Genomic DNA, 18,142 nt, shown 5'->3' with positions numbered 1-18,142 from the left:
GGAATTTTCCACAAGCCGCCGCCGTGTTAGTATGCGGAAAATCCGCCACATACTGCCGCTATGCCCCTGATTATCGCCGACGCCCGTCCTGCCCCGCTCATGCGCCATCTTGCCGCTATCGCTTACGACGCCATGCTGCTCGCTGCTTGCTGGATTGGCGTCGGCTTCCTCTTCATCATCTTCAACAAAGGCGAGGCCATTACCGGCGGTGCGCTGCATTACCTGCTACAAGCGGCACTGCTTGCTACTTGGCTCGCTTTCTACCTTTACTTCTGGACGCGGCAGGGGCAGACCCTCGGCATGCGCGCTTGGCGGCTTGCCGTTGCCGACGAGAACGGCCAACCGCTCACCATCGCACGTGCCTGCAAGCGCTGGTGCTGCGCCCTTCTCACTTGCGCCCCAGCGGGAATCGGCCTATGGTGGCGCTACCTTGATGTGGACGGCTGTACCCTCTACGACCGCCTCTCGCGCACTCGCCTCTACCTGTTACCAACCAACCCTTATCCCTCAGCCAAAAAAAGGAAAACCCATGTTTGAGCACATCGAAAAACTGCCAGACGATCCCATCCTGAAACTGTCCAAACTGTGCCGCGACGATCCGCGCCCTGAAAAAATCGACGTTGGCGTTGGCATCTTCCAGGACACCACGGGCGAGACGCCAGTCATGCGCGCCGTCAAAGCAGCTGAACAGCGCATCTGGCAACGGCAAACCACAAAAAAATACGTCGGCGTCAACGGTAAAGACGACTACAACCAGCGTATGGCCGAACTCATCCTCGGCAGCAGCTACGACACGAACCGCGTACGCCAGAACCAGGCCGTCGCCGGCACCGGTGCATTACGCATCGTCGCTGAAGTCCTGCGCCAAATTGCCGCTGGCAAACAATTCTGGACACCCGATCCGACCTGGGGCAACCACCACGCCATCTTCGGTGCTTGCGGCTTTGCCGCCAAAACCTACCCCTACTACGATCGCGAGAAAAGCATCGTCAACCGTGATGCCTTCCTTGCTGCTCTCGAAAAAATGGGGCCAGACGACATCGTGCTGTTGCACGGCTGCTGCCACAACCCCAGCGGCGCCGACCTGACCCCGGCAGACTGGGACAAAGTCGCCGACATCGCAGCCAAACGCGGTTTCCTGCCCGTAATTGACCTCGCCTACCTCGGCTTCGGCGAAGGTATCGAGCCGGATGCCTACGGCGTGCGCAAACTCGCTTCCAGTCTCGAAACCCTCTTCATCGCTGCCTCCTGCTCGAAAAACTTTGGCCTCTACCGCGAACGCGTCGGTGTCGTTCTCACCATCGCCAAAGACGCGCGCACTGCCGATGCCCTGCGCAGCTACCTTGCAACCGCGAGCCGCGCGATGGTCTCCATGCCGCCCGACCACGGCGCCGCTGTTGTTGCAGAAATCCTGAGTGACAGTGCCCTGCGCGCCGACTGGGAAAAAGAACTGAACGAAGTCAGCGCCTACATCCGCCTGCGCCGTCAGCAACTCGCCGATGCACTGACCAAGACCTGTGGCGGTGACTGGCGCTTCATCACCGATTCGCACCGGGGCATGTTCACCCTGCTGCCGCTCGGTAAAGAACGCGTCGAACGCCTGCGTAACGACTATGCCGTGTACATGGTCGGCGAAGGCCGTATCAACATCGCCGGCATGAAAAACGAAGCGGAAGTTGCCCGCCTAGCTGAAGCCGTCAAAGCGGTGCTGTAACGCAGCTCAAACAAAAAGCCGCCGTCAGGCGGCTTTTTCCTTACCGTGCGGCAAGTGTCATCCTTACAACAAAACCCTTGCTAAAAAACAATAACTCACCGAAAATCGGTCGCCGATGCGGTTCCGCCGCATCCACCCGCCGCTTGAAGCGGCGGAAACCTTTTTAACTCACGGAGAACCCGATGAAAAAACATGCCTTGTCCTTGCTTGTTGCCGCTTGCCTCCTCGCCGCCTGTGGTGGCGGTGATAAAACCCCGCCAGCAGATCCTGCTCCCGCCCCGCCGGAGGTTGATGCCGCAGCAGCACAGCAAGCCGTTGAGCAACCGGCAGTAGAACCTGAAAAAGACGCCCACGGCTGCATGCCGTCTGCCGGTCAAACCTGGTCCACCATGCGCAACGAATGCGTGCAAATCTTCGATGCCGCCGATATTCAGCTGGTTGACCCGGCCAATGACACCCTCGCTGTGTACGTCATCCTGTCTAAGGACAAGAAAAAAGCCGAAGTCTTCGCCGCTGACCTGCCGGACGGCGTCATCCTGAACGCCAGCAAGGGTGGATACAAATCTAAAGACGGCAAAGTCCGCCTGACCAAAGGGAAAGGCAAAAACGAGTGGAAAATCCACAAATAAATCGTGTGATAACAAAAACGGGGCTTGGCCCCGTTTTTTATACCTGCGGCCTGTCGGACAGGATTCATCTTGCGGGCGAATACTCCCCCTGCATAGGAGACCGCACTACAAAATGCACAAAACACGGCTACCAAAAAGCCAAGAGAATCCCCCACCTGCTTGTGAAGAAAGCATTCATGGGGAGTTGGTCAAATCGTGATAGCGACAAATCTAATATGGCTAATATACTTAATTATTCATACAAATATTAAATAATAGGTCAATATTATTTAATCGAAGTTTATTGCGAATAGATTTAATCCATACCTATTTATGCTCGATTGGGTTTAAGTCAGGGCTATAAGGTGGAAGCCATAATATCCTATGCCCATTCTTCTTTAATAAATCAGCTATCTCGCTGCTTTTATGAAAAGCTGCATTATCCATCACAACTACACTGTTTTTTGGCAGTTCAGGTAACAAGGTTTGCTCCACCCACGCCTTAAAAATATCAGTATTAATGCTATGCTCGAACAAGCCAACAGCAAATAGCTTGTTCTCATATACCGCACCTATAGCATTAACTTGATTTTTACCATGCCAATCATGCTCAGCGTAACAACGCTGTCCTCTAAGTGAATAACCATATCGCCTGATCCAGTCTTTGCCGAAGCCACTCTCGTCAATATATACCAAAGGTAGTTTGCGCTTACGGAAGCAGGTCTGAAAACGTTGGAACCAATTCCGTTTAATCGGACAAGCCTTGGGGTGTTTCAGTATCGTCTTTTTTTACTAAATTTATTGCGTAGCATAGCCTTTCTGATAGCAGCGGGTGTGCATTTGAATCGTTTGGCACGTTCGCTTAGATAATCTGTTGGATACATCTCAATATCAGCCAGGAGTTCTTCTGTGCGGATCTTTTTCGGTGGTCGTTTTTGTGGTGTTTTGGCTTTTTCAGGATGTTTCTTCCAATTTTGAATGGTCGTGAAATGGATCCCAAATAGTGCAGCAGTAGTTCGAACCGATAATCCACAACTTAATGTTTCCAGGACTTTTTTACGAAAGTCGGGAGAGTAGGCCATAATCATTCTCCTGTATGAAAAAATAAGCATCTTAGCTATAACTATCCGCTTAATGAAGCATTAGCACAAAATCACTTCGATAAGTAACACGAGCCTTTGTTATGTACAAATTGAGGATTGGCATATAAAAAGGGGCTGTACTAGATTGGCAGATATGTTGCCCTCCAAAAATGAAGATAACACACTGCAAATTAAAGAAAAAAGTACAGAAAGAACTACTCCGTTTTTTTGTGCTAGAAGTTACTGCACGTTCCGCCGCCGATATTTTGGGTATCCATCCCAATTCGGCAGTCCTGTTCTACCGCAAAATCCGTATGGTTATCAGCCATCGTTTGACCTTGGCTGCCGATGAAGTTTTTGATGGTTCTGTCGAATTGGACGAAAGCTATTTCGGCGGACGTCGCAAGGGCAGACGTGGTCGCGGTGCGGCAGGAAAAGTTGTTGTCTTCGGCATTCTGAAACGCAACGGACGGGTCTATACAGTCGTGGTGGATAATGCCAAGTCTGAAAGCTTACTACCTGTTATCAAGAAGAAAATCATACCTGACAGTATTGTTTATACAGACAGCCTGAGCAGTTATGACAAACTGGATGTGAGCGGTTTTATCCATCACCGCATCAACCATTGCAAAGCGTTTGCCGAGCGCCAGAATCATATCAACGGCATTGAAAATTTTTGGAACCAGGCGAAGCGTGTACTGCGCAAATACAACGGCATTGACCGCAAATCTTTCCCGCTATTCTTGAAAGAATGTGAATTTCGGTTTAACTTCGGTACGCCGTCCCAGCAGCTAAAAACGCTGCGTTGTTGGTGTGAAATTTAGGGCTAATCTAGTACAGCCCCTATAAAAAAGCCCGCTTGCGCGGGCTTTGTCATGTTTATCAGAGGACGAAACGGCTCAAATCCTCGTTCTGCGACAGTTCGCCAAGGGCTTGTTCGACGTAGGCAGCATCAATCAGGATGCGGTCGCCGTCGGGGCGGTCGGCAGCGTCGAAGGAGAGGCTTTCGGTCAACCGTTCCATCAGGGTGTGCAGGCGGCGTGCGCCGATGTTTTCCGTGGTTTTGTTGACGTGGTAGGCGATTTCCGCGATTTTTTCGATGCCGTCATCGGTAAATTCAAGGTGCAGCGCCTCGGTGGCGAGCAGCGCGGTATATTGTTTGATGAGACTGTGATCCGGCTCGGTGAGGATGCGGCGGAAGTCTTCGACGCCGAGCGCATCCAGCTCGACCCGCACCGGCATCCGTCCTTGCAGTTCGGGGATGAGGTCGGAGGGTTTGGCGAGGTGGAAGGCGCCGGAGGCGATGAAGAGGATGTGATCGGTTTTGATCATGCCGTATTTGGTGGAGACGGTGGAGCCTTCGACCAGCGGCAGGAGGTCGCGCTGCACGCCTTCGCGCGAGACATCGGCGCCGCCCACGTCGCTGCGCTTCGCCACTTTGTCGATTTCGTCGATGAAGACGATGCCGTTCTGCTCGGCGTTCGCAATCGCCTGTTGTTTGATGTCCGCCTCGGAGATGAGGTTGTCCGCTTCTTCTTCGGCGAGCTGGATGAGCGCGTCGGCGATTTTGATTTTCTGCTTGCTGGTTTTTTGTTTGCCGAGGCTCTGGAAGAGTTCGGAAAGCTGGCTGCTCATGTCTTCCATCCCCGGCGGCGCCATGATTTCAACGTGGGCAGAGGTGGGCTGGTCGCGCACGTCGATTTCGATGATTTTGTCGTTCAGTTCTTCGCGCAGGATACGTTCGCGGTAGGTCTTGCGCGCGGGATTGTCTTCGGGGACGTTCGCACCATCGTGCCAGCTGTTGCCTTTTGCCGGCGGCACGAGTACGTCAAGGACGCGTTCCAGCGCCGCTTCACGCGCCTTGGTCTGCACCTGCTTGCGCGCGCGTTCGCGTTCGAGTTTGAGGCTGGTTTCGACGAGATCGCGGATGATGCTGTCCACATCGCGGCCAACGTAGCCAACTTCGGTGAATTTGGTCGCTTCTACTTTGACGAAAGGCGCTTCGGCGAGTTTGGCGAGGCGACGCGCGATTTCCGTTTTACCGACACCGGTCGGCCCGATCATGAGGATGTTCTTCGGGGTGATTTCGCTGCGCATCGGCTCGGGAATCTGGCGGCGGCGCCAGCGGCTGCGCAGGGCGTTTGCCACGGCGCGCTTCGCTGCTTTCTGGCCGATGATGTGGCGGTCGAGTTCTTCAACAATCTCGCGCGGAGTCATGTTGAGGTCGCGGTATTCAGTGGTTTTTTCCATATTCGGTTCCTTTATCAGGTTTGGGTATTCGCCGCGAGCGCTCGGGCGGCGGTGGGGTTAGGCAAGGGCTGGGGGGGCTAAAGGCATTGGGCGGAACGGATAACGCCACCATTTGCCGCCCTCGTGTCTCTTGGCGTCATGTTGAGGTCGCGGTATTCGGTTTTGTTGTCCATGTGGAGTCCTGGTTTAGCCTTTCAGTTCGTCGGTGATGATGTTGTGGTTGGTATAGACGCAGATGTCGCTCGCGATTTCGAGGCTCTTGCGGGCGATGGTGAGCGCGTCCATCTCGGTGTTGTGATACAGCGCGCGCGCGGCGGAAAGGGCAAACATCCCGCCGGAGCCGATGGCGGCGATGCTGTCTTCCGGTTCAACCACGTCGCCGTTGCCGGAGAGAATGAGGGTGCTGGTTTCGTCGGCGACGATGAGCATCGCTTCCAGGCGGCGCAACATGCGGTCAGTACGCCAGTCTTTGGCGAGCTCGACCGCTGCGCGCAGCAGTTGCCCATCTTGTTCTTCCAGCTTGCCTTCAAAGCGCTCGAAAAGGGTGAAGGCATCAGCGGTGCCGCCGGCGAATCCGGCGAGGATACGGTTTTTGTAGAGACGGCGGATTTTGCGCGCGTTGCCCTTCATGATGGTGTTGCCGAGCGAGACCTGGCCGTCGCCGGCGATGGCGACGTGACGACCACGACGGACGGAGAGGATGGTGGTGGAATGTGCGTCAAACATGATGTGCCTTGGGTTGGTGAATGTCCTGCCGTTTTGGGGGCGGGTAGGGCGCTTTCAAGTTTTTGTGTGGTGCGGGTATGATGCGACGCGAATCCTCAACCCAACATGGAGTGCATCATGGCAAAAAACATCTACCCCCTTGGCCTCGCTGTTTTACTTGCTCTCGCGCCAACCGCTTATGCGGCGGATACGCAGGATATTGAGAAGGGCAAGGAACAGGTAAAAGAAGCAGGCTTTTTTATTGGCCAACAAATAGAAGTTATCGAGAACAACTCCCGCTATGGCGATATGCCGGCAGATAATGCCGCTGCGGGGCTCGCTACTGCCGAAGACCTCAACAACAAATACATCAGGGAAATTAAAGTAGGTGAAACCCTGCTTGATGACAAAATGCCGGGGGGTGGTTACCGCCACTTTTTATAACGATGAACCTAATATCACGGCATTGCGTGGCAAAAAGATTTCAGCAATACCCTTTAACGGTAGGTATAAAGGGTGCGCGTCGAATATAGAAAGCCAATATTTCTCAAAAGATGTTGAATGTACGTATATTACCAATCAAAAAGAACTCGAAACCTATATTAGTCATATACTTATCAAATATCAGGCAGATGAGGCGATGAATCTTGCTGGTGGCCAAAAAGGTGATGTATCTGAATCGCATGCAAATAGAGGAACATGGCCGAAAGATAACAAAGATGCCGGTATAGCTGAAGCATTTGATATTCGTGGTAAATACGTCAAAGAAGTCAGGGTCGGCGTCAATTTATCTGGCGATAAGCAGCCAGGGGTAATTACAGCAACGCTGTATAACGAAGAACCCGTCGCTCCAGAATTGCGTGGCAAGAAATTGTCTTTAGTACCAAGCAAAAAAGACGTTGCATATCAATGGGATTGTGTATCCAATATAGACAGCCAATATCTGCCTAAGCCTTGTCGCCATGTTGATAAATAAAGCTATCTTTCAAATAAAAAAGCAGGCATCCGCCTGCTTTTTTATTCCCGTACGGCTTTGTGCATGAGAAAAACCACCCCGTGCGCTTGACGAGCGCAGCATTGATGCTGCTTCGCGTGGGGTCCGTGTTTACGATGTTGCCCCCCTCCGTCGCTACGCGGCACCTCCCCCCGCAAGCGGGTGGAGGGACTTGGTGCCGCTGTTTCTGCCGCTTGGCAGTGTTTCTTCCGTACGCTCAAGAATGCAAAAAGCAGGCTTGCGCCTGCTCGGTAGGCTGAAATTCATCCTACGCCGCCACAGTATCTACACCGCTTGGGCGCCGTTATTGTTGTTGTGTCGTATCAGCGGCGGGCGGAAAGGGAATCGGGTCGCCGTAATGGCGTGCTTCGGTGCCGCGCAGTAAGTCCCACACGGCGCGCAGGCGGGCGGCGATTTCCCGCACCTGGGTTTTCAGGCGGTATTTGACGGTGCCGGGGTTGGCGGCGTTGTAGGCGATAACCTGCTGACCGTTCTGCCGGGCAAGGAAGACAGCGCGCGCGTTATGAAAGGGCTGGCTGACGATAATGTAGTCGCGGTTGCCGAAGACTTTGTCGGCGCGCAGGACGCTGTCGAGCGTGCGCAGGCCAGCGTAGTCGGGCTGGATGCGCTCCGCCGGCACGCCCGCATTGATGAGGTCATTGCGCATTTGCGCCGGTTCGTTATAAGTGAGGGTGCGGTTGTCGCCGCTGACGATGAAGTACTGCGCCTTGCCACGCCGGTACAGTTCGGCGGCGGCATTGATGCGGGCGCGGTAGTAGAGGTTGATGCGACCGTCGGTGGTGTATTTGGCGGTGCCGAGGACGACGGCAAGCGGACGGGCGGGGAGGGCGTCGATGTCGTCATACAGATAGGGACGGCTACTCACGGTTATCCACGCGTAACACAGCGCCGGGATGAGGATGGCGATGGCGAGTAGGGCAAGCAGGATGTAGTAAATGCGGCGTATCACGGGAATCTCCTTGGGGCGCTAATGGTAGCGGTTTTGGAGGCGGTCTGAAAAGTATGCCGGGTTAGAAGAGCCGAAAAAGACTCGCAGAGCGTCCAGTTCTGTGTGCGACAAAAATTCGCCAAGCGACATAAATACCGGGCCGCAAGCGGTGATATTTGGGCGCTGCGCGGGGTATTTGCTACCCCTATCGTCAGCAGGGTCGTCTTCGCAGGCACCGCCATATGCGCGTCTTCCAGATTGAACGCTTTGCTTTTCAGACGGCCAAATGAGGGCTCTATAGAAGCGCAGATACACCAACTATTCATGGATAACAAAGCGCTACACACGGCGACAGGAAAATGCCGGCTTGACCTGTGACGGGAAGGTATCTTTGTGCCCAACGGGGTTAACGGTCAGGCGGACATGCATCGCGGTGAGGATGCCGGCGAGGTAATCTGTTACTGCTTTGTGCCAGGGAAAGTGTTGCTTGAAGAAATCGGAAAATCCGCTGGAAATTGGTATAGCGTTCAGCATTTTTTAGCGGCTTTCCTTTCTTTATTGTGTGCAAAGATAAGATATTTATTCACGCAATTCTGCTTGAAATCCCTGAATAAACTGCACCGCTTTATTCTGAATAGTTTGCCATTGGGCTAAATTCTGCCGCAGATACATCATGGAAATACGGATTTTCATAGGTGGGGGAAAATTAAAATCATGTGTACAAGATGGAGATTTTATCTTCCTATTTGAACATTTGATGATAGTTTGCACGTTGCCCTGTTCGTCCCTAAAGACAAACATATCTTCAGCGAGCCAATGTTCGCGAAAAGGACGCTGCGTTTCAGGATCAATCCCTTCGTTAATATAAGTGTCCAAGCCATGGTACTGTTGATGTATATTTACGTATGGTGCTGGTGCTATTTCTGCTAATTCCAAATAACCATCGAAATAATCATCCAAAGCGTGCGGATTGGTCCCATAGCGGGAGCCTGCACTGATATTGAGGGAAACCCAATCATCGCCTCCCCGCCTGCGCTCAGTATCGTATTCCTGGCGTAAAGTGGGATTATTCCTGTCATAAAGCACAGAATCATGATTGCGGAAATCGAATCCCAAAGACTCAATAATGGATTGATAGCTGCGTGTGCGCGGCTTGTAGGTACGCAATTTTTCCGGATCAAAACCGGGTGAATCATCGTATTCCACAAGCTCGACGATCGAAGGCGGCAAGTTAACCGGCACGCCGCCGAGGTTGCCGATGATGTAGGGTTGGCCGTATTGGTCCTTTGGCGCATCATCGGGTTGCTGGCTTGCCGCACCGTGCATGGCGCGGGCGAGGTTGCCCATGTCCTCGGCGGTGATGTTCGGTGTCTCGGCGGCAGCGGGAGCGGAGTTTGCCGCCGCTGCGGTAACAGCAGTCTGCGGTGCGGGCTTTGCGTTTTTTTCTGCTGGCGCTTTGTCGCAGGCGGTGAGCAAGGCAGCAGAAGCAAGGTTCAAGGCGAGCAGCAGCGGTTTGCAGGTGGTGTGGGTGGGTTTGCGTGTCATGCGGTGTCCTTGAAGGTTGGTTTTCAAGCAGTTATAGCCGGGTACACGACAAAATGCCTTCTCAGTGGGGGAGGAGGATTTTGTGGACTCGCAGGGCCCGCGCTTTCGCGGGATACCGTCAGCGGGCTGGGATTTTTGTCGTGTATCCAGTTATTTGCGGTTGAAGAATTTTGCGGTGAGCCAATCGCCGAGGCGCGGCGCCAGCGGGTAAAGGCGGGCGGCGATTTCCATCAGGCGGGGTCGATTAATTTCGCGCACGTTTTTGTCAATGGCGGCAACGGTGAGCGTGGCGATGCGCTCCGGATCGAGCAGCCAGAAGCGGCCCAGTTTTTCCTGATAACTGCCGCCGGGATCAGCAGTATCAAAAAACGGTGTGGCCATCGGCCCGGGGTTGACGGTGGTCACGGTGATGCCGCTGCCGCGCAGTTCGAGGCGTAAGGCGTTGGCATAACCCAGCAGGGCGTGTTTGCTTGCGGCATAGACGGCTGCTTTCGGTGTGGCGATTTTTCCCGCCTGCGAGGCGATAAAGATGAGCTGGCCGCTAGCGCGTGCCTGCATGGACGGTAGCAGCGCAGCGCTGATTTGCATCGCCGCCAACACATTCAGGCGCAGCATGGCGCTGTTTTCCGCGTCATTACAAGCGGTTGCTTCTTTGAAGAGCCCGAAACCGGCGTTATTGATGAGTACGTCCACCGGTGGCAGGGCGGCAAGCCAGGCAGCGACGGCGGCGCTGTCGGCAAGGTCAAGCGGGTAGGTGGTGACTTCTGCTGCGCCCGCCTGACGGCAGCTGTCGGCGACTTGCTGCAAGGCATCCGCGCGGCGGGCGGTGAGGAGCAGACGGTGGCCACGAGCGGCGGCGTGGCGGGCGATCGCGGCGCCGAGTCCGGCGGAAGCACCGGTGATGAGAAGGGTTTTGGACATGGGGTTTTTCGGGATGATAAGACGTGGTGAGTATATAGCGGCTTCCCCGGCATAGCGGCGTATGGCTGTGCAAACTGGATTGATACGGCGTTGGCGCGCCGCCTTGGCGCGAAACGACTATACAATAGTGCGCGTCATCCTACGTTTCCCGCTTATGAAATCTCCGCTTAAAGGCTTCTTTCTCTCGCTGGTCACCGCTGTGATGTGGGGCGCTCTGCCGCTTATCATGCAGCAGGTGCTGACCGTGATGCATCCACAGACGGTCGTCGCCAGTCGTTTTCTCGCTGCTGCCCTGATTCTCGGCGTGTTTTTGCAGCGCCGCCAGCGCTTGCCGTCCTGGCGCACCTTGAGCCAGCCGCGCTACGCCTGGCTGCTGCTGATGGGGGTTTTCGGTCTGGTCGGCAATTTCTGGCTGTTCAGCACTGCTCTGCTGTTCCTGCCCGCTGCTGCCTCGCAGGTGCTGGCGCAGTTGTCGCCGTTTTTCCTGCTCTTTGCCGGGGTGTTTTTCCTGAAGGAACCGCTGGGGCGCAATCAGCGAATCGGCGCTGCCATTCTCTTTAGCGGCATCCTGCTTTTCTTCAACCGCGAGTTGCCAACGCTGTTTGCCGGCGGTCTGGGCGGGAAATCGCTGGGAATTCTTCTCAGCGTCGCCGCCTGCCTCGCCTGGACTTGCTACGGACTGGCACAGAAGATCCTGCTGCGTGATTTTTCCGCACAACAGATTCTTTTCGTTCTCTACTGCGGCAGCGCGCTGGTCGCTGCGCCGTTTGCCGCCTGGGGCGAGTTGCAGGCGCTGGACGGCTATCAGTGGCTCTGCCTGCTGTTTTGCTGCCTGAATACGCCGATTGCCTATGGTGCCTTCGCCGAGGCGCTGAATTATTGGGAGGTCAGCAAGGTCTCGACGACGATTACGTTAGTGCCGCTCTTTACCATCGCTTTCGCCGCTCTTGGTCACTGGCTGCAACCGCAGCGCTTCGCGGCGGCAGATGTGAACCTGCTTGCCGCCGTCGGCGCAGCGCTGGTCGTTTCCGGCGCGATTTGTTCGGCCTTGCAACAGCGGCAGAAGAGATAAAAATCCATCCCGGCAAATAATTCGTCTGTGTTGGTACCGCCTTAGCGGGAAGATTCATTTATCCGCGAACCGGGCAGCGGTAATGCCACTACCTGCCATGTTTCTTTTTCATGATTAAAGCGGGGATGGCGCAAGAAATAGAGTTTGCCGTCTTCGCGCCGATAGCCTTGCGGCAGCGGTGCGGCGGGATTGCGCAGGGCAGCGAAGGCGCGCAGGTAGCGGTTCACATTGAGCAGACGCGCCTGATAAAAGCGGCTGTCCGGCCGGCCCATCCGGCACAGGGGATTGAGCGGTGAGCAATAGCGCGGCCATTTATCCAGCGTCGGCTGCAGCACTTCATCCCGTCTGACGGCGGCCAGCATGGCAGGTGCGCAGTATTTTGTGTTTTCGACCAGATATTGCGCCTCGGCTTGCCGCATCAGAATGAAATAGAGCGCTTTTTCTGCAATATCCCGCTGCCTGTCCGCGATGATGGCGGCATCGTCGTGGCGCATGATGTGCCGGAATTCCAGCCAGTCGCTGTACATCAGCGGGCAAAGGGCGAGCGCCTCTTGTGGCAACGGTTGCAATTCATCACACAATGCAGGCCACGGCGTCTCTGGCGGTAATTCCGCCCGCATCTGTGCCAGCAGGGCAATATTGCGTTCGACCAGTCCGGCCCCGCCGATGCTGCCGAGGAATATGCCCTGACTGCGCACCAGGCGCAGGCCCAATAGCGCGCCCCGACAGGCACCGCGCTGCGCCGCCTCCGTCTCACCAGCGGCAAAACGGTAGGCGTTCAGGCTGACCGCCTCAACCAGCAAGCGGAACGACGGCGATTTTTCCGTTGCATAATCTTCTGTTGTAGGCGGGCGGAAATAGGCATAGGCCAACAGCGTTTCCAAGGTCTCATCCCGCTTCTGCAAGGCAACGGCGACCGCTCCGTATGCGTCCAGGTGTTCCCGCGCCCAGGCGAGGCAGTCATCTGTCTCACGCGGGCAAAGAGGGACGTCATCTTGTGGCCAGCGTTCTTGCGGCCAATACTTTGGCAAGGCCCGGTAGCCATTGTCCCCCGTTATCGGTGCTCGTGCTGCTGCCAGCTCTGCCTCCAATCTGGCATCGGGTTGTACGCCGGGCCAATACACGGCAAAGAAAAAAGTGATGCCAAGTACATGATAAATCGCTGAAAGCATGGCTTCCTCCTGTTGGGACGATGGCAGACCGGATTAACGATTATGGTAAACCGTCTGATGGTGTAGGGCAGGGTAGGGCACGCCAGGCGGGAATATCGCCCGTTTTCAGACCTTGCAGAAACGCTGCTCCTTGTCAGATGGCGGGGCAAGGTTATGTGTTTTATTCGCCGTTTGGTTCGCTCATGCGCGAGCGTATAATGCCGCCGCTTTTTTAAGGGGTTTTATATGCAACAAATGAAAGAAATCTTGGTTGGCGCACAGATGCTGTTCGTCGCGTTTGGTGCGCTGGTACTGGTGCCGCTGCTCACCGGCATCAGTCCGGCGGTAGCGCTGTTATCGGCCGGTATCGGGACGCTATGTTTTCAGTTTTTTACAGGTCGGCAGGTGCCGATTTTTTTGGGCTCATCGTTTGCCTTTATTGCGCCGCTGTCACTCGCCATCGGGCAGTGGGGACTGGCGGCGACGCAGGGCGCGATTATCGCGGTATCACTGGTGTATCTGCTGCTGGCGCTGCTGGTACGCCAGCTCGGCACGGGTTTTATTGACCGCCTTTTCCCGCCGATTGTGGTTGCGCCGGTGATTATGGTTATCGGCCTTTCACTTGCGCCTGCTGCCGCTAATATGGCGATGGGGCTGTCTGGTGACGGCAGCACGATGCTGTTTGCCAAGGGGCCGGCGCTTACGGTTGCGGCAGTGGCGCTACTGGTGACGATTGTAATCGCCCTCTACACCAGCGGTTTGACGAAGCTGCTCGCAGTATTTGCCGGGATTGTCGCGGGCTATATCTGCGCGTCCGTGCTGGGGTTGACTAATTTTGCCGCCGTGCGTGATGCCGCCTGGCTGCAACTACCGCCCGTTACGGCACCCGCTTTTGATATCAATGCGATTTTGTTCCTGCTGCCGGTCGCTCTTGCCCCAGCCATTGAGCACATCGGCGATATCGCCGTCATCAGCCAGGTCTGCGACAAACCGTTTATGCAGAAGCCCGGCCTGCACAAGACGCTAGCAGGGGACGGCATTGCAGTCGCCATCGCCGGTTGCCTTGGCGGTCCGCCTGTCACGACGTATTCGGAAGTCACGGGCGCAGTGTCCATCACTGGCGCAAAACAGCCGCGCATCATGATTTATGCCGCACTCACCGCTATCGTGCTGGCGTTCTCCGGCAAGCTGGAAGCGTTGTTGCACCAGATGCCGACGCCGATTATGGGCGGCATCATGCTGCTGCTCTTCGGCTCAATTGCAGCGATGGGCGCACGCTCGCTGCTTGCGCCTAATGCCCGTGTGCGTAGTGAACGTAGCGTTATCATCATCGCAGTTACACTGGTCGCCGGGCTTGGTCATTTGTCTATCGACCTCGGTCCGGTGCATCTGGAAGGCATCGGCCTCTCAGCTATCATTGCCATTATCTTGAACCTCGCCCTGCCGCAACCGGCAGATGACGGCAACGCAAACTAGGGGGTTTTTATGCTGCTTGATCTACTCAATCACCGCCGCGCGGTACGCCATTTCGACGCGGATAAGCCGCTGGACAGCACCACCGTCCGTCACTGTCTCAAACAGGCACAGCTCGCGCCTAGCAGTTCCAACCTGCAACTCTACGAGTTCTATCACATCACCGGAAAAGCGACACTTGAAGCCCTCGCCACCGCCTGCCTCAGCCAGCAGGCAGCAACAACTGCGACGCAAATGGTGGTTTTCGTCTGCCGTCAGGATTTATACCGCCAGCGCACTCAAGCGATGTTTGCACTGGAAAGCGAAAATTTGCGCCGTTACAGCTCGCCGGACAAACTGGAAAAACGGCTGAAAGCTAACGCCGGTTACTACGGCAAGTTCCTGCCATTCCTCTATGCGCGCGGCTTCGGCCTGCTGGGACCGCTGCGCAAAGTGCTATTCGGCACGGTGGCACTCTTCCGCCCGATGTACCGCGATTGCAGCGGGGCGGATATGCGCGTGGTCGTCCACAAAAGCTGTGGTCTCGCCGCGCAGACGTTCATGCTGGCAATGAGCGAGGCAGGTTACGACACCTGCCCGCTGGAAGGGCTGGACAGCGGTCGTGTTAAGAAGATCCTTGGCCTGCCGCGTGGCGCGGAAATCAACATGATCGTCGCCTGCGGTATCCGCAAGGAAGGGCATGGCATCTGGGGCGACCGCCAACGTCTGCCGTTTGCCGAGGTCTACCGCGAACGTACCGACTGACTCCGCTTGACATTGCCCGGGCAGCCGCTATGATGCCGCCCGCGTTGCCCGGATGGCGAAATTGGTAGACGCAAGGGACTTAAAATCCCTCGGTAGCGATACCGTGCCGGTTCGACCCCGGCTCCGGGCACCAGCTTTACTTCTGATTTATCAAAAGAATCGGTCGTAGCGATATAAGTTGCACATAAGTTGTGTTCTTTCTCTCTCTCTTTTGGAAAGGGCTCCTAAACGTGTAGCACCGTAAAAGTGGACTTGTACGATGTCTTTTCTGCCACATTGTCTACCTTCTATACAGCGGTTGTGCCTGATGCACCTTACCGAGCAATTCCCCAAATGGCATACCGTTCATTACCTACTTCCAGAGATGAAGCGAGCCCCGCGAGAGTGGCATCAGCTTCCTTGAGGAAGCGTTAAAAAATCAGATGGCTGCAGCACGTCGCAAGCAGGGACGGCATAAAAAAACTCCTTTCCTGATTATTGATGCGCAGAGCGTGCAGAACGCGGATACAGCCATGGAAAAGGCTACGATGCCGGCAAGAAAGTTAGCGGTATCAAGCGGCATATAGCGGTTGACACGCAAGGTTTTCCGCATACTCTTGCGGTGACAACGGCGGCGGATGTTACCGATAAAAAGGCTGTCTGGTGGCATTGGAACATGGGTAGGATAATCTTGGCGTGGTACAAAAAGTCCTTGCTGATGGTGGTTACACGGGGAAGGCATTTGCTTCGTCAGTACAGGAGTCGATTGGTGCGGAGGTGGAGATTGCCAAACGAAACGAATTACACCGTTTTGCGGTATTACCGAAGCGCAGGGTAGTAGAGCGCAGTTTTTCCTGGTTGGAAAAGAACAGGCGGCTTTGGAAATACTGCGAGCATAAGTTGAGTAGCCGTCTGGGAATAGTAGTTAGAGAATATTTTATACATAATATTCATTCTAGGAAGTTGATGTGACCGGATGATGTTGAGGGATGGAGATGGTTGAAACCATACTATCCGTCTAAACGGAGACATCCATTGCTCAACTTGACTGCTACCCCTGTCCTAGTGTGCGTCTATCTCCATCCCCGGCATCTGCGCCTATTTCCGCGAAACGGGCCCGACCACACCAAGAAATTTTTCTTGCCATCCGCAAGGTGCTCGAAACTAATTCCTTGTTTTTTACCCATGCACGATTAGTAACATTCGCACCTATCTTGACTCCTACGAGCGGTTGTTCACTTTACGGAGATTATTTCCCTCACCCATAGAAGAAATCTGCTAGGTCTTTCAACTTATCTACAAAATATTTATGCGGATGCCAAAAGGTTGAGAGAGGCATTAAATGCTGTTCTCTGAATTTGTTTCATTCGGTTATGAAGGATATAATGTAAAAATATATCAATCTTTTTTAACATAACCACCTAAACCATGAATCTCGATAATTTGCACCATATTGACCCTCGCCGTTATTCCGCACGAATTAATACCGCCCTTGATTGGCTGCGTGCGCAAGATTTTTCTATTCTTGCTGCTGGCCGCTACGACATTGATTCCGGCATGCGGGCCGAAAGATTCAGCTTGACCACCCGACCCCGCGAAGAGATTGCACCTGAAGTGCACCGTGACCATATTGATATTCAGTACCTCATCAGTGGTATTGAAGTCATCGCTTGTCGGCTTGATGACAACGCTATCACACCAAGCGAAGCCCACGATCCCTCGCGGGATGTTGCCTTTTATCCTAAAACCCTGGATGGTGAAAGCCTGCTGCACTTGCAGGCTGGCGACTTCGCTATTCTTTACCCGGGCGAAATCCATCGTCCCGGTTGCGGCACAGGCAACATCGTGGACAAAATTGTTATCAAAATCCGCTTCGATACTCTCTGAACCCTACAACAGGAGCAACATCATGAACCAATTAGATACCCTTAAAGGCATGACTACTATCGTCGCCGATACTGGCGATATTGAGGCTATCCGCAAATATCAGCCGCAGGATGCCACCACCAATCCTTCACTGATCCTGAGTGCTGCTGCCCTGCCGCAATATGCGTCACTCATTGATGAAGCTGTCGCTTATGGCAAGGCACACGGGTACGATCGCGCCACACAGATTAGTGAGGCTGAAGACAAACTTGCCGTCAATATTGGCCTGGAAATCCTCAAAATTGTTCCTGGTCGCGTCTCAACTGAAGTAGATGCCCGTCTTTCTTACGATCGTGATGCCACCATTGCCAAAGCACGCAAAATCATCGCTCACTACAATGCAGCGGGCATCAAAAACGACCGCATCCTCATTAAAATCGCCTCTACCTGGCAGGGTATCCTTGCCGCTGAAGTGCTTGAAAAAGAAGGGATTAACTGCAACCTCACCCTGCTCTTTTCCCAGGCACAAGCTCGCGCCTGCGCTGAAGCGGGTGTAACACTCATCTCTCCTTTTGTCGGTCGCATCCTCGATTGGTACAAAGCTCACAGTGACAAAAAAGACTATGCCCCGAATGAAGATCCCGGTGTGCAATCCGTCACCGCTATCTACCGTTATTACAAAGAACATGGCTATTCAACCATTGTCATGGGGGCGAGCTTCCGCAATATCGGCGAAATTACAGAGCTCGCAGGCTGTGATCGTCTCACAATTGCCCCGTCGCTACTGGCGGAGCTGCAGGCGAGCAATGCTCCTCTGCCGCGCAAACTGAATGATCCCGGCGCGAGTAAGCCTCGCCCTGCCCCACTTACCGAGGCCGAATTCCTCTGGCAGCACAACAGTGATCCAATGGCTGTAGATAAACTCGCTGAAGGTATCCGTAAATTTGCTGTTGACCAGGAAAAGCTCGAAGCCCTGCTTGCCGCAAAAATCTAAAACATTCAAAAGCCTCTACCACCCCGCTACTCTTGTTGCAGTGGCGGGGGAACAGGATGGTCCTCCCACCATCTTACGCATTCCAAAACCGATGA

The 18,142-nt window shown here is 54.5% G+C and carries 20 protein-coding genes, 1 tRNA gene and 1 pseudogene; 13 read left to right on the top strand and 9 right to left on the bottom strand.

Annotated elements, in window-relative coordinates:
* The first annotated feature begins 60 nt into the window (after nt 1-60).
* The 3 genes from LG374_RS00220 to LG374_RS00210 all read left to right on the top strand — a co-directional run bounded on the left by LG374_RS00220 (nt 61) and on the right by LG374_RS00210 (nt 2,343).
* Complete coding sequence (locus LG374_RS00220; protein WP_225755809.1) at nt 61-537, top strand: RDD family protein; 477 nt, start codon at nt 61-63, stop codon at nt 535-537.
* A complete protein-coding gene (locus LG374_RS00215) occupies nt 530-1,714 on the top strand; it encodes an amino acid aminotransferase (RefSeq protein ID WP_225755808.1) in 1,185 nt (394 codons plus the stop codon). Before LG374_RS00220 ends, LG374_RS00215 begins: the two co-directional genes overlap by 8 nt.
* Nucleotides 1,715-1,896: 182 nt before the next feature.
* Nucleotides 1,897-2,343: a hypothetical protein gene (locus LG374_RS00210; RefSeq protein ID WP_225755807.1), complete on the top strand. Its 447-nt coding sequence runs from the start codon at nt 1,897-1,899 to the stop codon at nt 2,341-2,343.
* A gap of 306 nt (nt 2,344-2,649) precedes the next feature.
* Here LG374_RS00210 and LG374_RS00205 read toward each other — a convergent pair whose 3' ends face one another.
* Both LG374_RS00205 and LG374_RS00200 read right to left on the bottom strand, forming a co-directional pair.
* Nucleotides 2,650-3,075: an IS630 family transposase gene (locus LG374_RS00205; RefSeq protein WP_225757986.1), complete on the bottom strand. Its 426-nt coding sequence runs from the start codon at nt 3,073-3,075 to the stop codon at nt 2,650-2,652.
* Between the two features lie 20 nt (nt 3,076-3,095).
* Nucleotides 3,096-3,404: an IS630 transposase-related protein gene (locus tag LG374_RS00200; protein ID WP_225755806.1), complete on the bottom strand. Its 309-nt coding sequence runs from the start codon at nt 3,402-3,404 to the stop codon at nt 3,096-3,098.
* Between the two features lie 170 nt (nt 3,405-3,574).
* Here LG374_RS00200 and LG374_RS00195 point away from each other — a divergent pair, with 170 nt between their 5' ends.
* Nucleotides 3,575-4,228 (top strand): IS1595 family transposase, encoded by a 654-nt coding sequence (locus tag LG374_RS00195; RefSeq protein WP_225755805.1) that lies wholly within the window; start codon nt 3,575-3,577, stop codon nt 4,226-4,228.
* Between the two features lie 58 nt (nt 4,229-4,286).
* On the opposite strand, the gene hslU is transcribed toward LG374_RS00195, so the two are convergent.
* Together hslU and hslV are read right to left on the bottom strand one after the other, a co-directional pair.
* Nucleotides 4,287-5,654, bottom strand: coding sequence for an ATP-dependent protease ATPase subunit HslU (hslU, locus tag LG374_RS00190; protein WP_225755804.1), 1,368 nt, complete (start codon nt 5,652-5,654; stop codon nt 4,287-4,289).
* 186 nt (nt 5,655-5,840) lie between these two features.
* On the bottom strand, nt 5,841-6,380 hold the full coding sequence (gene hslV / locus LG374_RS00185; protein ID WP_006985110.1) for an ATP-dependent protease subunit HslV: 540 nt from the start codon (nt 6,378-6,380) through the stop codon (nt 5,841-5,843).
* Between the two features lie 117 nt (nt 6,381-6,497).
* Between hslV and LG374_RS00180 the strand changes: the two genes are divergently transcribed.
* Nucleotides 6,498-6,803: a hypothetical protein gene (locus LG374_RS00180; RefSeq protein WP_225755803.1), complete on the top strand. Its 306-nt coding sequence runs from the start codon at nt 6,498-6,500 to the stop codon at nt 6,801-6,803.
* Nucleotides 6,763-7,335 carry a pilin gene (locus tag LG374_RS00175; RefSeq protein WP_225757985.1) on the top strand — a complete coding sequence of 191 codons (573 nt, stop codon included), beginning with the start codon at nt 6,763-6,765 and terminating at the stop codon, nt 7,333-7,335. The genes LG374_RS00180 and LG374_RS00175 overlap by 41 nt, the downstream gene beginning before the upstream one ends.
* Nucleotides 7,336-7,657: 322 nt before the next feature.
* Here LG374_RS00175 and LG374_RS00170 read toward each other — a convergent pair whose 3' ends face one another.
* From LG374_RS00170 to LG374_RS00155, 4 genes are all read right to left on the bottom strand, one after another.
* A complete protein-coding gene (locus LG374_RS00170) occupies nt 7,658-8,323 on the bottom strand; it encodes a vancomycin high temperature exclusion protein (RefSeq protein ID WP_225755802.1) in 666 nt (221 codons plus the stop codon).
* 318 nt (nt 8,324-8,641) lie between these two features.
* The gene (locus LG374_RS00165) at nt 8,642-8,836 is read right to left on the bottom strand and encodes a hypothetical protein (RefSeq protein ID WP_225755801.1); all 195 of its coding nucleotides are present in this window, start codon (nt 8,834-8,836) and stop codon (nt 8,642-8,644) included.
* 45 nt (nt 8,837-8,881) lie between these two features.
* Nucleotides 8,882-9,847 (bottom strand): hypothetical protein, encoded by a 966-nt coding sequence (locus LG374_RS00160; RefSeq protein WP_225755800.1) that lies wholly within the window; start codon nt 9,845-9,847, stop codon nt 8,882-8,884.
* 150 nt (nt 9,848-9,997) lie between these two features.
* Nucleotides 9,998-10,768, bottom strand: coding sequence for an SDR family oxidoreductase (locus LG374_RS00155; protein WP_225755799.1), 771 nt, complete (start codon nt 10,766-10,768; stop codon nt 9,998-10,000).
* Between the two features lie 154 nt (nt 10,769-10,922).
* Here LG374_RS00155 and LG374_RS00150 point away from each other — a divergent pair, with 154 nt between their 5' ends.
* Nucleotides 10,923-11,840, top strand: a complete 918-nt coding sequence (locus LG374_RS00150; RefSeq protein ID WP_225755798.1) for a DMT family transporter — start codon at nt 10,923-10,925, stop codon at nt 11,838-11,840.
* A gap of 41 nt (nt 11,841-11,881) precedes the next feature.
* Here the strand turns inward: LG374_RS00150 and LG374_RS00145 are convergent, their stop codons facing one another.
* Nucleotides 11,882-13,012 (bottom strand): hypothetical protein, encoded by a 1,131-nt coding sequence (locus tag LG374_RS00145; RefSeq protein WP_225755797.1) that lies wholly within the window; start codon nt 13,010-13,012, stop codon nt 11,882-11,884.
* 234 nt (nt 13,013-13,246) lie between these two features.
* Between LG374_RS00145 and LG374_RS00140 the strand changes: the two genes are divergently transcribed.
* The 6 genes and pseudogenes from LG374_RS00140 (at nt 13,247) to tal (ending at nt 18,047) form a co-directional block, all read left to right on the top strand.
* Nucleotides 13,247-14,467: a uracil-xanthine permease family protein gene (locus LG374_RS00140; protein ID WP_370639318.1), complete on the top strand. Its 1,221-nt coding sequence runs from the start codon at nt 13,247-13,249 to the stop codon at nt 14,465-14,467.
* Between the two features lie 9 nt (nt 14,468-14,476).
* On the top strand, nt 14,477-15,208 hold the full coding sequence (locus LG374_RS00135) for a nitroreductase family protein (protein ID WP_225755795.1): 732 nt from the start codon (nt 14,477-14,479) through the stop codon (nt 15,206-15,208).
* Nucleotides 15,209-15,254: 46 nt separating this feature from the next.
* Nucleotides 15,255-15,341: transfer RNA gene (locus tag LG374_RS00130), tRNA-Leu, on the top strand.
* A 45-nt stretch (nt 15,342-15,386) separates the two neighbouring features.
* A pseudogene (locus LG374_RS00125) lies at nt 15,387-16,159 on the top strand (IS5 family transposase).
* Between the two features lie 456 nt (nt 16,160-16,615).
* On the top strand, nt 16,616-17,074 hold the full coding sequence (locus tag LG374_RS00120) for a YhcH/YjgK/YiaL family protein (protein WP_225755794.1): 459 nt from the start codon (nt 16,616-16,618) through the stop codon (nt 17,072-17,074).
* Nucleotides 17,075-17,093: 19 nt separating this feature from the next.
* Nucleotides 17,094-18,047 carry a transaldolase gene (tal, locus tag LG374_RS00115; protein ID WP_225757984.1) on the top strand — a complete coding sequence of 318 codons (954 nt, stop codon included), beginning with the start codon at nt 17,094-17,096 and terminating at the stop codon, nt 18,045-18,047.
* Nucleotides 18,048-18,142 lie beyond the last annotated feature (95 nt).

This window comes from Cardiobacterium sp. Marseille-Q4385 (assembly GCF_916618745.1).
Lineage (GTDB): Bacteria > Pseudomonadota > Gammaproteobacteria > Cardiobacteriales > Cardiobacteriaceae > Cardiobacterium.
Note: the sequence above shows the minus strand (reverse complement) of the source record. Positions and strands in the feature narration are given on the sequence as shown.